Annotated in this window: 11 protein-coding genes and 1 pseudogene; 5 read left to right on the forward strand and 7 right to left on the reverse strand. The window is 38.1% G+C overall.

Features of this window, described 5'->3' with window-relative positions; all coding sequences use genetic code 11:
- The first annotated feature begins 475 nt into the window (after positions 1-475).
- The 5 genes and pseudogenes from H6G25_RS04710 (at position 476) to H6G25_RS04730 (ending at position 5,725) form a co-directional block, all read left to right on the forward strand.
- Complete coding sequence (locus H6G25_RS04710; RefSeq protein ID WP_277881729.1) at positions 476-832, forward strand: NAD(P)H-quinone oxidoreductase subunit M; 357 nt, start codon at positions 476-478, stop codon at positions 830-832.
- A 424-nt stretch (positions 833-1,256) separates the two neighbouring features.
- Positions 1,257-3,146: a PP2C family serine/threonine-protein phosphatase gene (locus H6G25_RS04715; protein WP_190391474.1), complete on the forward strand. Its 1,890-nt coding sequence runs from the start codon at positions 1,257-1,259 to the stop codon at positions 3,144-3,146.
- 53 nt (positions 3,147-3,199) lie between these two features.
- Complete coding sequence (locus H6G25_RS04720) at positions 3,200-4,795, forward strand: CHAT domain-containing protein (RefSeq protein ID WP_190391475.1); 1,596 nt, start codon at positions 3,200-3,202, stop codon at positions 4,793-4,795.
- A 1-nt stretch (position 4,796) separates the two neighbouring features.
- Positions 4,797-4,904, forward strand: a pseudogene (locus H6G25_RS04725) (L-histidine N(alpha)-methyltransferase); the annotation flags it as partial.
- A gap of 185 nt (positions 4,905-5,089) precedes the next feature.
- On the forward strand, positions 5,090-5,725 hold the full coding sequence (locus H6G25_RS04730) for a hypothetical protein (protein WP_190391476.1): 636 nt from the start codon (positions 5,090-5,092) through the stop codon (positions 5,723-5,725).
- Positions 5,726-5,757: 32 nt separating this feature from the next.
- Here the strand turns inward: H6G25_RS04730 and H6G25_RS04735 are convergent, their stop codons facing one another.
- From H6G25_RS04735 to H6G25_RS04765, 7 genes are all read right to left on the reverse strand, one after another.
- Positions 5,758-7,125 (reverse strand): PrsW family glutamic-type intramembrane protease, encoded by a 1,368-nt coding sequence (locus tag H6G25_RS04735; protein ID WP_190391477.1) that lies wholly within the window; start codon positions 7,123-7,125, stop codon positions 5,758-5,760.
- 286 nt (positions 7,126-7,411) lie between these two features.
- The gene (locus tag H6G25_RS04740; RefSeq protein WP_190391478.1) at positions 7,412-7,870 is read right to left on the reverse strand and encodes a phosphate-starvation-inducible PsiE family protein; all 459 of its coding nucleotides are present in this window, start codon (positions 7,868-7,870) and stop codon (positions 7,412-7,414) included.
- A gap of 234 nt (positions 7,871-8,104) precedes the next feature.
- Entirely contained in the window at positions 8,105-10,285 is a 2,181-nt protein-coding gene (locus tag H6G25_RS04745; protein ID WP_190391479.1) for a nitrate reductase, read from the reverse strand.
- Between the two features lie 190 nt (positions 10,286-10,475).
- Positions 10,476-11,972 (reverse strand): NarK family nitrate/nitrite MFS transporter, encoded by a 1,497-nt coding sequence (locus H6G25_RS04750; protein WP_190391480.1) that lies wholly within the window; start codon positions 11,970-11,972, stop codon positions 10,476-10,478.
- 135 nt (positions 11,973-12,107) lie between these two features.
- A complete protein-coding gene (locus H6G25_RS04755) occupies positions 12,108-13,670 on the reverse strand; it encodes a ferredoxin--nitrite reductase (RefSeq protein ID WP_190391481.1) in 1,563 nt (520 codons plus the stop codon).
- A 426-nt stretch (positions 13,671-14,096) separates the two neighbouring features.
- Complete coding sequence (locus H6G25_RS04760; protein WP_190391482.1) at positions 14,097-15,062, reverse strand: hypothetical protein; 966 nt, start codon at positions 15,060-15,062, stop codon at positions 14,097-14,099.
- A 10-nt stretch (positions 15,063-15,072) separates the two neighbouring features.
- Complete coding sequence (locus H6G25_RS04765; protein ID WP_190391483.1) at positions 15,073-15,318, reverse strand: hypothetical protein; 246 nt, start codon at positions 15,316-15,318, stop codon at positions 15,073-15,075.
- Between the last annotated feature and the right edge of the window lie 357 nt (positions 15,319-15,675).

Consider the following 15,675-nt stretch of genomic DNA (forward strand, 5'->3'; position numbering starts at 1 on the left):
AGGCGCAAAGTTTAAAATTTTGATAGTCTGCGTGGCGTAGCCATATTTTTAGGCATTTTTACTTCAATTCTCCCGGAACAAACTGGCATTCTATTTACTCCCCCTGTGTTTTTCAGTTATATCTTACTGTTTTTTGGTGTTTCTTTACTATTTATGACTCATGTAAGCCATAAGCCATAAACTATTATTCGATTTTTGAGTTGTCATGCCATAAGGTTTTCGTAAAAAACTGATTAGTCCTTGTCAAAGTTTTTTACATCAATTTGCTCAAAACGTCAAGAAATATTATTATTTTTACCTTTGCCAAGTTGTAATACTTCAATGCTTATCATAACGCTTATCATAACGATGCTCTTTATAAAAAAGCAGCATCAGCAAAAAAATCAATTCCCAAAATTCTGACCCCTGAACGCTTGAAGTTCTGTATTATTGTTAAAATAATTGCAGTGTAATTCAGCCAAACTCTTACACCCTCATGGATAACCCAATGCTGCTTAAGTCCACAACCCGTCATATTCGCATTTTTGCGGCGGAAATGGACTCCTATGAACTGATTCCGAGTAATCAAGTCTTGACACTAGATATTGATCCAGATAATGAATTTAACTGGAGCGAAGATGCCCTGCAAAAAGTTTATCGCCAGTTTGATCAACTGGTAGAAGCATCTAGTGGCGAGGATCTAACCGATTATAACTTACGCCGCATTGGTTCAGACTTAGAGCATTATTTGCGATCGCTCCTCCAAAAAGGCGAAATTAGCTACAATCTCTCTAGTCGCGTTACTAACTACAGCATGGGACTACCTCAAGTTGCAGTTGTAGAAAATCAATAAACTTAGTACATATCTACCTAATCCTGGCGAATCTAATTCGCCAGGTATGTCAAGCTTTAGTGACCAAAAACATGGAACACAAGCCCCGTCCTTCTAGGACTGCTTGGCGATTATTGTGGTAAAATTTTGTTTAGTCGGTATGTCAAAAGTTGAAAATTAGTTCTGATATAAGTAAGTGAACGGAAAAAACCCGACACAAGTAACGAAAAGTAAAGTTGCCCAAAACCTCTTCCCAGTTAAGAGTTAAGAGTTAAGAGTTCCCTTGTCATAACGACAATTTTTAACGCCAACCTACTTAGCTACATATTCCCAGCACAATAGCAGTTATGATTGGGCTGTGGGTTAAAGAAAATATGGGCGGTATCAAATGCCGTTACCAAATACTGTTGAATAAAATGCCAATTGCAGAACCGGTGGGAAAACTATGGAAAATGATGCGGTAACGCTCTGCTGCCCAAATATTGAATGTCAATTTGCTAATCCCCTTACCCACAAATTTTGCCAGCAGTGTTCCACACCCTTACCTAAGCGTTACCTCTGGGCTGTGGGGGATGATTTCAGCCCAAGTCATCCTGGATCTATCTTAGCTGACCGCTATTTAGTCATTAATAAATCCATACTTTTAGATATCAAACCTGGGTTATTGCCCCAAATCCCTGAATTAGAGGATTTAGGAAAAATTAGACCTTATCTGAAACTAATTCCCTATCGTCTCCATATACCCCAAGTTTATGGAATCCTCGACTTAGGTAATGGGCAGCCCCAATCAGAAATATTATTATTAGAAAGATCGCCATTATTAGTTGATGCAGGTATTACTCAAGTAAGTCTGTGCAGTAGTTTAGATGATGCCTGGAGTGAAGCCTCATCAATTCGCCAAATTCATTGGCTATGGCAATTAGCAAATTTATGGCAACCCTTAGTCAGCCAAGGTGTAGTATCTACCCTACTAGATCCTTATGTATTAAGAGTTGAGGGGGTATTAGTTCGCTTATTAGAATTGCGTTTTGATAGACAAAACACACCGACATTATCTCAATTGGGAGCATTTTGGCAAGAACTCCTCAAAAGTGCCAAACCAAATATTGCTCCTTTTATGCAAGAAGTGTGTAAGCTGCTGATGGAGGGAGAAATTAAGTCATCAAGCGGATTAATCCAAGTTTTAGATCAGGGATTGAAGCAATTAGAAAGATTCCAAGCAACTACTATTAAAATCTATACTAAAACTGACTCAGGTCCAGTCCGTCCACGGAATGAAGATGCTTGTTACCCTGCCAGCGACACTTTAATTACTAAACCACCCCAGGATAACGCCCTGGCAATTGTCTGTGATGGTATTGGTGGACACGATGGAGGTAGTGTGGCTTCTAATTTAGCAATTGAAACTATCGTGCAAGAAGTCAAAGAACTGATTCCAGTTACCGATGATCAAATAAATCCCTCAGTCATACTACACAAGTTAGAACAAGCAGTAGCAACCGCTAACGACAAAATTAGCCAGCAAAACGATAGCGAAAATCGCCAAGGGCGACAACGCATGGGAACAACCATTGTCATGGCCTTACCTATCGCCCATGAAATGTATATTACTCATGTCGGTGATAGTCGTGCCTATTGGATTACTCGCCATAGTTGTCATCAAGTTACCTTAGATGATGATGTCGCTTCCCGCGAAGTCCGTTTAGGTTATGCTCTCTACAGGGAAGCATTGCAACACAGTGGTTCTGGATCATTAATTCAGGCTTTGGGAATGAGCAAAAGTAGCTCATTACACCCCACATCACAACGCTTTATTATTGATGAAGATGCTGTTTTCTTGCTGACATCCGATGGTTTGAGTGATTTTGACCGAGTAGAAGAATGTGGGGAAGCAGAAATTTTACTTATTATCTCCGAGAATAAAAGTATAGAAAATGTTGGACAACGACTCATAGAAATTGCCAATACTAAAAATGGACATGATAATGTCACCATTGCTTTAGTACATTATGATGTGAAATATTCTGAACCAGATTTAACAATTACAGTAGATATTTCTCAGGTTTTAGCTGACACAGAATTAGATCCATTGGATGATCACCAGAAAACTCAAGTGATTACGGAAAATAAGACCGTTAAATTTTCCCCATTATTACCACTATTGTTAGTTGTTATTGTGGGATTTGGGTTAATATTTGGTTTATTATTAGCAAACAAGTGGAAAGAGCAATTTAAATCACAACCACCAACAACTTCCTCTCCAACCCCGTCGGCTAGTCAAGCACAAACAGAAGAGGGAACAGGAAAGAGGGAACAGGGAACAGGGAATAGGTAGGCATTTAATTACCAATTACCAATTACCCAATTACTTACCAATTACCAAAATCCATGTCTTGCCTGAATTTAGCGATCGCCCGTCTAGTCAATACTGGTACAGATAACTTCGTCATTTGGGTAGTCAAGGCCCCCTATCCCAGTGGCTATGTTCTCCGTGATTGTGTTTTTTCCGCTGAACTTAATCAAGTTTGGCAAGAATGGCAACAAATGTTTGCCAGTAAGAATCCCTTAGATATTACTTCCCCTTCAACTTATCCATCTGTTTCTCCATCTGTCACCTTACCTCCCAAAAAACAATTAGCTGAAATTTCGCCGTTTGAAGGTCAAAGTACAAGTGTATCTCCTTACAGTATTCGGCTGATGCAATCCTTGGGCATCAATTTATGGCAATGGGTATTTGATGGAGTGATTCTTGGTAGTTGGGAACGTAGTCGGGGTATGGCTACGGGTCAAAAAAGGCAATTACGCTTTCGTTTGGAAATTCGTGATCCCGATCTAATTGCCTTACCTTGGGAAATTATGCAGCAGAAAGCCGGACAAGCAGCCATATCTCTGACTCAGGATATTTTATTTAGTCGCACCAGCAATGAAGTTGAACCTTTATCGCAGTTGCGAACTGACAGGGCTTTAAATATTCTCCTGGTGTTAGGACATGATCATAAATTACAACTAGAGCAAGAAGCATCCTTGCTGAAAAAGATATTGTTAGAAGGTCGTCCTGTGGGAAAATCCGCCCCAGAATATGCAGCTTGTAAAGTTAAAACACTGGTACAACCTACCAGGACAGAGTTAATTGAGGAGTTAGAAACCAAAGCTTACAATGTTTTATTTTATGCTGGACACGGGGAGCAAGACCCGGACGGGGGCTTATTATTTTTGGCAACTGGACACAACATTAATGGCATAGAATTAGCTCAGGTCTTAACTCGTACAGGTGTAAAACTGGGAGTTTTTAACGCCTGCTGGGGGGCGCAACCAGCAGCAATCAACCATCAAGCTATACCTAGCAGTAGTTTGGCAGAAGTGCTGATTCGTTATGGTGTACCAGCTGTATTGGGAATGCGTGATGAAATTACTGACGCAGAAAGTCATAGTTTTATCAAAGCTTTTGCAGAAGCATTGCGATGGGGCAAATCCATTGATGAAGCAGTAGCGGCCGCAAGACAAGAACTGTTAACACTGTATAAATTCAATCAACCAGCTTGGACATTACCAGTTCTATACCTTCATCCTGATTTTGATGGGGAACTAATTAAAAGCGTAGATGAAGGAATTACAGAAATTCCCGATGATCGCATATATTCGCCTGTAAACACAGCTTATGTGCGATCTCTTTCATCAGGGGGTAAAATTTGGTTATTGCGTTCTGGAGTCACTCGTATTGGCCGCACGAAGGATAATGATATTGTGATCCCGGAAATATACATTTCCAAACGCCACGCGGAAATTTTATGCAGAAATACTCTGAATGAAAATACATCAAGTACAACGTATTACCTGCAAGATTTATCTACTTACGGAACTACCTGGTATTTAAGTCCCCACGGTTGGCAACAGATTCTTCGGCAGGAAGTGGCTTTAACATCGGGAATGCAGTTAATGTTCGGCAGTGCTAAAGGTGAAATTTGGGAATTTATTTGCGAATAATTGTGATATTTTCTTAAATCAAGTTTCCTGAACTTTACAATCAGGAGATTACCTTTTGCTGGGTATTGATTTACAAAAGCCCAAGGATATTCTAGAAGCTGCTTATAATTTTATCGCATTTGGCTAAAGCATGATAGCGTGGCAAAGGCTGGACGAATATGTTTATCGAGGGATAACTGCTATGATTTATACCGCGATCATGTAATCCCATATTTTTGTTCATTTATTTTACGAAAATCTAATTCTTGGGGTTGTAGCTGTGAAGAAGACAAGTGAATTAATAGTGGCAGGAAAATGAACAATCAAATTAACAACTTAAATACTTTGAATACCGTCTCATCTCCCATTGATTTGGAACTAGTAAAAGCATTGCTGGAATCTGTTGATGCTGTTTACCCCTGGAATCCTGCTGATGAAGCCTCAGCAGCTTATTTTGAGGACTTAGAACAACAATTTGACTGGCAGGATTTCCTAGAAACAGAACTGATTGCAAGTGCAAATAATTTTTATCAAAATCTAGATAGAATTTGGGAGCAAGTCGTTGTTGAAGCTGAAAATACTAGGGACAATAAGGTTAATTATCTCCAAAAAGCTTTGTCAAATGCTTTCTCGTTTATCCCCGAAGTTTTACTGGCAGCCATAGCACAAAAAGCCACTGAAGTCTTGATGCTGGAAAAATCAACTGGTGAAAAACTAGTGGAATGTGTACAAACTTTATTACCCAATTGGGATAGAGATGATCTATTAGTTTTAGCCCGTCCTTTTGCTTATTATATGCGAAGTAGTGAACCAGATAAATTGACATCTGTAATTAAAGACTGGGAAAATCGAGATTGGTCTAGTTTATCAGAAATAGAACAGGCTAAAACGAGTTTAGCGATCGCAAATTATGCCTTAGAATATCTTTCAAAATCTAACTCTCAACCCTAATTTTACTCTGTTGCCATAGTTGATTTTGGAGTTTATTTTGGGTCAAGAAAGCGGGTAGCAAAATTTTGTGATCTGGTTGGTGATAAGGCTCGTGCTTTGAGAATAGCTGCCATTAAAAAAGCATAAGATAAAACACCAACTACTACCAACAAAAAAGCATTAATAGAACCTGTCGCATTCCATAAAGCGTGAAGTGCAGAGGCACTCAAATAACCTACTGAGAGAATTTGCTTTCCTCTCAGGGGTTTTAACACAGCCAAACCAATAAAATAGCCTAAATAGCCGCTGTAAGCCATGTGTCCAGCTACAGAGCCTAAAATGCGGGGAATTAGTAGCTGTAAACCCACCAATTGACCAGAATTTTCAGAAATTAAGGGTACATATTGACCAAGAGTTTCCAGTAAAGTAAAACCCACAGCGGAAGCCGTACCTAAAAGGATACCATCTAGAGGTTCCCAAACCCCAATTCGTTCTCGCCAGGGTGACGGTAATAAATTTCCCATCAGATATGCTGCCAATACTGGTAATATTTTTAGCAACTCTTCCATTAATCCCGCACCAAAAAACATCCGCACTAGTAATTCGGTAAAGGTAATCTCATTTTGAGATCCAGGGTTCAAAGAGCCAGGTAAGATATCCCGGAACACTTTAATGAATAAATCTAACAGAGGACTGAGTAAAATTAACATTGTACTCAATGCTACAGCCATGAGTACCCACCAAGGTTTAGGTTTACCACAAAGTTGATAAACAAAGTAGTAGGCCGCAAAAGCGATATAAGATCCTACAATTACTTGATTGGCTTGGGGACGACCTACGGTAGCAAACATCAGCACAACAAAAACTACCGTCAAGATTCCTGGTATTAAGTAAGCTTTCCGGGTTAAATCCTTACCAGTGGAAATAATCGGAAATAATTGTGTAAAGCTGACAGAATCTTGCTTAGAAGAGGAATTGTGTTTATTAACAGAGGATAATACTGTAGCTTTATTGAGGTCTATCATCTTTGGTGGAGGAATAATCTCATACTCGAAGACAAATTGTGGTCCATCAGTACCAAGGGAAATGCGATCACCTGAATGTAATTCTTGACACCCCTGTAAATGTTGTCCATTTAAAAAAGTGCCATTGGCGCTATTCAAATCACAAATTACCCAGTTGTAACGGCCATCTTTTTCCTGAATATTGGAAACTACCGCATGACGACGAGATACCATCCGATAGATCATGGCATCCAAGACAATTTGGCAGCTAGGGTCACGTCCAATTACCATTTCTTTACCAGGAAGTAACCGGTAGCGGGATACTGGTTCTGAAACTTCGACCGATAGCTCGCGCGGCCTAGCCATTGTCGTCACCAGCCGCAGAAACGCATTCTGTCTTGCTTTTTTGCCTGTCATCGAGTTAGTGAGTATATCTAAACAAATTCTCTAGCTTTATGGGAGCGTGGCTGAGGGCTAAAGCAATGCTAGGCGATTTCTATTTTGTACTTTAGCTCTACAGCTGCACCATTGCTAAATAAATATACTATAGCTTCACTAACCTTCCCTTTGTTTCCACTCAAAATACAAAATCAAAACAGAATTTACACAAGAATATGCAAATAGGTGATATTAAAAAACTGCATAAGCCAGGATGTCAGATCCCCAACTACTAGCCTAAGGAGTATTCTAGAATAGTCCTGATTTAATTTTCATTTCTAGAATTACTACTCCGAATTATCAAATAACTAATTGATAAGGAAAGAATAGCAATACCTAAGCCAATAATTTCTATACCCTCAGTAGCTTTCAAATCAAGAATAATAATTTTTCGAGCAATAGCAATTAAAGAAGTAACAATCACTAACTCGACTTGTAAAACCTGCTTTTTCAGATAAGCCGTGATATTTTCTAATATTTCTAAAGCGATTAAGACATTCAGGAATAAGCCAAAAATCTTAAATAATGTTTGACTAAAATGATTTTCTCCTAAAGAAAATATTTCCTTAAAAATAAAGATTCCCAAGTCAAAAAGTGTAGCAAATATTACTATTATCATCAATAAAGATAGGATTTTTGAAACTATTACCTCGACAATTTCAATTATGTGCATGAAATTTTTATCGCTGGCAAGTCCTAGAAAATCCTTAATTAACTTTCTCATGGGGCGCTCCTTTTTAAAAATTAGGAATAAACAAACAAAAATCCCATAGATAAATCTAGGGGATAAACAACTAAAAATTAAAAATTCACCAATTAAAAGTTTTTGAAGTTTCTTAATTTTAAACTAGTGGGAAACTTTTCTGTTTTCCAGAATATTTAAAAACATAATCATAACGATTGATAATCGCCTATGACTTGAATTAGTTATCAGTTAAATTAGTGTATGAGCAACAGCTTACCATGGGGACGATTGAAGTTGATAACTTTTAACATTAGATTTTACAGCAATGGGGATTAATTGCACAGCACAGGCCTTTAATTCTGGTTGCAGAGAATCAGGACAAGCTTCTGAATGAGTAAGCGTATTAGCTTCAGCGTCATCAGCCCATAGTTTACCCCAGTGGATATGGACAAAGACAGTACCCGGAGAAATAGCTTTTGTAATTTTAGCAGGGAACTTAGTTGTACCACGACGCGATCGCACTTCTAACCACTGATTATCAATAATACCTAAACCAGCAGCATCACGGGGATGAATTTCGATAAATGGTTGGGGGTGTAGTTTGCGAATTTTCTCAATTCTGCCAGTGCGTGTTTGTGTGTGCCAATGACCGTATAATCTACCAGTAGTTAATATAAAAGGATAGTTAGGATCAGGTGGTTCAGCGAGTCCTTGAGAATAATACGCACCAAACCTAGCGCGTCCGTCAGGAGTATGAAAACGTAAATTAGTATATAGACGTTTAGTTTCTGAATTACTACCCCGTGAATAAGGCCAATGAGTTGGACCTTGTGCAGCTAAAAACCCATGACTTAAACCGGACATATCACAAGGACGCTGACGAGTTAACTGGACAAATTCTTGATAAACTTCCGCCGAATTTTGGAAATTAAACTTATCAGCAAAACCTAATCTTTTTCCCACTTCTGCAAAAATTTCCCAGTCAGGCTTTGCTTGTCTGGGTGGTTCACGAAAAGCCGAACATAGAGTTACCCTTCTTTCCGAATTAGTCATAACTCCAGTTTTTTCACCCCACTGGGACGCAGGTAATAAAACATGAGCATAAGCTGATGTTTCTGTTGGGTAATAAGCATCTTGATAGATAGTAAAAGGAGATTTTAATAAAGCTTTTTTAGTGCGTTCTAAATCTGGCATACTCACAGCCGGATTAGTCGCAGCAATCCACAATAAACCCACATTTCCAGTTTCTAAACCAGTGATCATTTCCCAAGCAGTCAAACCCGGAACAGGGGAAATTTGACCTGTTTCTAAACCCCAAAAAGCCTCAACTTCTGCGCGGTGCTGTGGATTTTTTACTAACCGATAACCTGGTAATAAATGTGATAAACCTCCCGCTTCTCTACCACCCATAGCATTAGGTTGACCAGTTAAAGAAAAAGGACCAGCACCAGGTTTACCGATTTGTTTGGTCATCAAATGTAAATTAATAATAGTTCTAACTTTAGCCGTACCTTCTGAAGATTGATTAACACCCATTGACCATAAAGAAAGTACAGATTTTGATTTTCCCCAATATTTAGCAGCAGTTTCTACATCTTCAACACTAATACCACAACGACTAGCGACAACCTCCGGTGAATAATGGCGAATTACTTCCGTATAAGCCGGAAAATTGCTAGTATAATCATCAATAAAAACCGGATCTATATAATTCCATTTCATTAATAAATGGGCAATACCATTTAATAAATCAATATCTGTACCTGGACGAATAGCTAAATGTAAATCGGCTGCTTCTGCGGTAGGAGTGCGCCGAGGATCAACCACAATTATTTTAACACGACGATTTTTTTTATGATATTTTTCCAAGCGATTAAAAATAATTGGATGACATTCCGCCGTATTTGTGCCAATTAAAAAAGCACAATCAGTTAATTCCAAATCATCGTAACAACAAGGAGGACCATCAGAGCCAAAACTTTGAATGTACCCAGATACCGCACTAGACATACACAACCGGGAATTAGCATCGAAATTATTAGTTCCTAAACAACCTTTAAGTAACTTTTGAGCAATATAATAATCTTCAGTTTGAAATTGTCCAGAACCGTACATACAGATAGAATCTGTAGCTTGATTTAATCGTAATACTTGAATCCGTTGGGTAATAATATCAAAAGCTTCATTCCAACTTACACGCCGAAATTCTTCATTTAAAGAATCGCGTACCATAGGATGATACAATCTATTTTTATCCAAGGATTCAGCAATAGTTGCACCTTTAACACATACCATTCCTTGACTAGAAGGATGGGTTTTATCACCTCTAACTCGCCAAATCGGAATTCCTTGATGATCTCGATTTGTAGCCTTTCCATGTTGGGCTGGTGGAGAAACTTCTAAACCGCAACCAACACCGCAATAAGGACAAAGTGTTTTAGTAAATTCTGTCATAATATTTGCAGGTTTAAAAAGTTATTTCGCGCAATCTCTCTTAGAGATCCCGCAGGGTAGACGCTAAGGAGCAAAGGCGCAAAGTTATGATAAACGAACCACAGAGGACACAGAGATAATTTCATAAGAGGAGAAATATTGTTAATTTCTAGTTTTTATCTTCTTACTTTTGCGCCTCTGTGTGAGATAATTATTCTTCTATTAAAACAGATTGGTGATTAATTATTTCTGCTTCATTTTCATTATCTGATGCAAATGAATCTTTTGGCTCTTTCAGGAAGAATCCACACATAAAGGCGCAAATCATGGCGGCTATTCCCATTGTGGCAAATAGGGTTGATGGGTCTGTTAAACTGTAGATTGTTAGATAAACTACGCCACCAAAGTTACCGTAAGCACCAACATTTCCGGCTATTTGTCCTGTTGCTTCTTTTTTGATTAATGGGACTATTCCGTAAGTTGCACCACAACCAGCTTGAGCAAAGTAAGCAGCAAACATTGTGACTGCAATTGCGAGGGGAATAGGCCAATCTTTGTTAATAAAATGTGTCATTAAGTAACCAATTGCAATCCCAGCAGAAATAATGGTCATTGTCCATTTACGCGAACCTAATTTATCAGAAATTAAACCGCCACTGGGACGGGAAAATAAGTTAAGAAACGGATAAATAGATGCAATCATTGCAGCGAGAACGTGTTCTAAGCCAAAGGTTTTTTCAAAGAATGCAGGTAGCATAGAAACCGCTGCTAGTTCTGAACCAAAGTTGGTAATGTAGGTAAATTCTAATAATGCTACTTGTCCAAATTGATAACGTTGATTTGCTGGGTAGGTTTTTTTTCCTGTTAATAATTCTTGATTGACTTGATATGCTTGGTAAGTTTGATAAGCAAATAATCCTGCTAAGAAAATCCAAACTATATACATTTGGCTGAGTGTGAGAAAATGAATTTTCTTGTGTTCTAAGCGCCAAGCTAATAAACCCAAGGCGAATATTAAACCAAAATTAGAAACAATCATTGCCCAAAAACTTTTGATGGAAGTTACTTCTAATGAGCCATGTTTCTTGGGTTTCTGATAAACTTTACCATGGGGTGTATCTTGCACGCTTTGATAATAGAATAATCCGTAAGTTGCGGTAATAATTCCTGTTAATGCTATCGTTAAACGCCAATTTGATAAACCACCATCTAAAAAACTAGTTGCAATTGCAATTGTTGGTAATGCAAATTCTGCTCCAAATGCTCCAAAGTTACCCCAACCACCATAAATACCTTGAGCAATTCCCATTTCTTTCGGAGGAAACCACTCGGCTACCATGCGAATACCAACAACAAACCCACAACCAACTATTCCCATTAATAAACGACTAATTACTAATTGGTTGAAGTCTTGGGCTAATGCTGTGGCTAAACAGGGAATAACCGCAAACATTAATAATAGGGAATAGGTGATTCTTGGACCGAATTTATCCAATAACATCCCAATAATAATCCGCGCGGGAATTGTTAATGCTAGGTTACAAATTCCTAAGGTTTTAATTTGTTCTGGCGCTAAATGTAATTCTTTACCAATTGTGGTTGCGAAGGGTGCAAAGTTAAACCAACAAACAAATGTTAAGAAAAATGCAAACCATGTCTGATGTAAAATTCGATAACGTCCCTGAAGCGAAAATAGTCCTTTTAGCATTTTCTTTGCTCACAAAATAATTGAAAAATTGGTTATGAAAATCCACTGACAATGATTAAATTGCCAAAATTAATGATTTATCAAACGCGGATAAACGCAGATAAACGCGGATGATTTGATATCTAGTTTATGAGGTTAAGCTATTGCTGGTTCTCGTAATTTTGCACCAAAGTTGTGAATAAGTAAATCTCTTAATATGGGTTGTAAGTCTTCGCAAGGAATACCCTTTTTCACACAAGTTCCTAAATGTGCATCTTTCCCCACTGTTCCACCCATATAAATATCCACACCTTCTAACATTTGTCCATTTTTACGCGTTTTAGTTCCCATGAGTCCAATATCTGCTACTTGGGGTTGTCCACAGGAATTTGGGCATCCTGTCCAATGAATTCGCACCGGACGTGATAAAGTTAATTCAGATTCCAATGATTTAATCATTTCTAAGGCGCGATTTTTGGTTTCTATTAAGGCAAAATTACAAAATTGTGCGCCGGTACATGATACCAATGATCCCATTAATAAACCAGGATTAACTGCAAATTTCTCTAATATCCCTTCTGTGAAAAATGTTGTTAAACTACTATCGGGAATATTAGGAATAATGATATTTTGTTCGACGGTAAACCGGATTTCTCCACTTCCATAAACTTCTGCTAACCGCGCAATTTCCAACATATCATGAGCAGATAATCTCCCTACGGGAATATTTAAACCTGCGTAGTTAAATCCCGCTTGTTTTTGCTTATGTATTCCTAAATGATTCCGTTTGTCCCAATCAATTTCATCTTTTGCTGCTGCGGGTAATAATGATTTACCAAAACGCTTTTCTACTTCAGCGCGGAATTTTTCTATACCCCACTCATCAAGTAGCCAAATCAACCGGGCTTTTTGTCTGTTTGCGCGTAAACCATGATCTCGGAATATCTCGACAATGACTTTGGATAATGATACAACATCAGCCGGTAATACCCAAACATTTAAAGGAATGGCCGTTTCGCAACGTTTAGCAGAAAATAAACCACCGACAATGACGTTAAAGCCAAAGACTGGGATTTGCTCTTGATTTGTCAAAAAAGCGGGAATAAAGGCTAAATCGTTAATTTCTGCGTGAACTGAATTATCTCTTCCCCCAGTAATTGCAATGTTAAATTTCCGGGGAAGATTGCTAAATTCTGGATTACCTTCACCATTGTTAGTCAGCATATCCTGGATTTGCTGGACTAATTGTCTGGTATCATATAATTCATTTACATCTAAACCAGCTACAGAATCACCTGTAATATTACGGATGTTATCCATCCCAGATTGGATAGTAGTCAATCCGACTTTGTTAAATTTATTAAAGATATCTGGAATATCTGAAAAATTGATCCCGCGTAGTTGTATATTCTGTCTAGTGGTAATGTCAGCGCTGCCGTCGTCACCGTAACGCTGTACTACCTCTGCTAAAACCGATAATTGATTGCTAGTGAGAATACCATTAGGTATCCGCATTCGCATCATGAATTTACCGGGGGTCACTGGACGGAAAAACACACCTAACCATTTTAGGCGATGGTTAAGGTCATTTTCGTCCATTGCTTCCCAGCCGATTTGGGCAAAATTCTCGATTTCGTTTTTAACTGCGAGTCCGTCTTTTTCGGCTTTGAATTTCTCGAATTTATTCAGTTTGTCTGTGGTAGTTGCTGTTTCTGTCATGGTCTGTTTTATGGGGAACAGGGCTAAATTGACTGTGTACCCTTTCATCGCTTCTGTATTTGCCACTTTGAGGAAATAACTGATAGTGATTTCTTTATTGGTGGTATAACAGTTGCGATATTGATAACTTAGTGCGATTTTTTATAACAATTCGTATACTAGGTTACTAAATTTGAGTAATTTTGCAAAAACAGGATATCATAATTGCTTTTATTGCATAAACTAAAAATTTGTTTTTCTAAATGAGCTTGTATAAATTTTAATGCGTTCGTGTACGAAGATAGGAATTTGTCTCACCCACAGACGCTCCAGGTAGTTCCATTTTTTAAACGCGTTAATATTGGGTGGGGCTATGGCCAGTTATGCTATAAGTAATTTTTTATAAGGTGCGTTAACAAGCTGTAACGCACCATTTATATGTTAAGTTTAAGCGATTACATTCATATCCCAGGTATACAAACCGATTTGGTTGGGAACTCTCATAAACCGGCCTGTACGATGCCCCCTAGATAGTTCATTAAGAACCTTATTTTTGACCTCTCTGACTTCCTCTGCATCCAGATGTCCATAAATTCCATTGATTATCTCATTAACATTGAAAATTCGTCCGGCATTTTGTTCTAGCAACAGGGTAAGAGCATCAATTAAAAATTGACCATCAAATTGCGGTAGCATTGCTACTGTTTTGGACTGGGGTTTTGCAAAATTTTTGTTGGTTTTGGTGGATTTAATCCCTTTAGATATTCCCCTAGCATGAATCGGACCTAGTGAATTTAAATCTAGGGTATAACAACCAGGTTCATTAGGAATCGCTGACCAATAACCACTTTCTCTCCCTTGAGTTAGAGATGATTGGACTCTACCTTTAACTACCTTGAAGATGGTAGACTCTAAATCACCATAAAGCGATCGCACAATAAAATCTATGTGGCACACAGTTCCAATATATTCTCGCAACAGCTTTTTTAGTGCTTCCATGCGAGTCATATTTCCATAGTGGGGAAGCATGGGAACTTCTTCCCCTTTACTGACATAGTAACGACGCTCAGAAGCAAAATTGTCTGAGTTCCTAAATTGAGAAAGGGAATTATCTGCTTTTAAAGAGTCTAATTGAGCAATTTCTGACTCTAGAGACTCCAAAGATTCTACATCAGAAGCGCGATTAGAAGAAAGCAATAACAATGAATCGTCTTTCTTAATAGCCTCAATTGGTTGATTGCCATTAGTATAGGACCAAGTAGATAATAAAGATTCTACATGTTCTAATTGCGATCGCGCCTCTATGAACAGACGTTGGTACTTTTGTGCGAGACTCCCATAGTAATCTCTCAATTCCAACAATGGCGTAATAAATAAATTGGATGGTGGTTGTAATTGTCCTGGAGAATTCATAGCAATTTACTCAATCTAAATTTGTATCGCTGGTGTAAGACATGGGGCGCGGTTTACTCGGTTCAGATACCTGGACTGATTTTTTAGGTGGTTGGGGAGGACGACAACTTTCGCAATATAAAGGGCGTGTTCCGAAAGTTTCCCTCTTTGTAGCCTGATTACATTCTTTACAAACAAAGTTAAAAACTCGTGTATGAATCACTCTTTTGTGCGCTCTGACAGTATACTCTCTAACATTAACTACTTTTGTTGCCATAATTAGTAATTACCAATTCAAATCCTCTTTATAAAGCTATTCAAGCAAATAAAACTGTATCAGTGTGTGTTTTTATAGAAGTTTGCCAAAAAATTAGTCAATCCTATCCAAACAGGAACACAAACTACAATTTCTGATATATTAACAGCGAGAGAGATATATTTACTCATCTTGCACCTAATAATATAAAAAACAATATAAAAAATAATCTAGTATCAACTGGTTGTATTCATTCATAACTAGTAGATGCAAGAGTGCTTTGTAGCATCTATCCTAAGAATTAATTATAGAACTAAAAACATACTTTCAGACATACTTTAAAAAAATATCTGCGATCATCCCTACAAAAAAAATGAA

Source organism: Dolichospermum sp. FACHB-1091 (genome assembly GCF_014697585.1).
Classification (GTDB): Bacteria; Cyanobacteriota; Cyanobacteriia; order Cyanobacteriales; family Nostocaceae; genus Dolichospermum.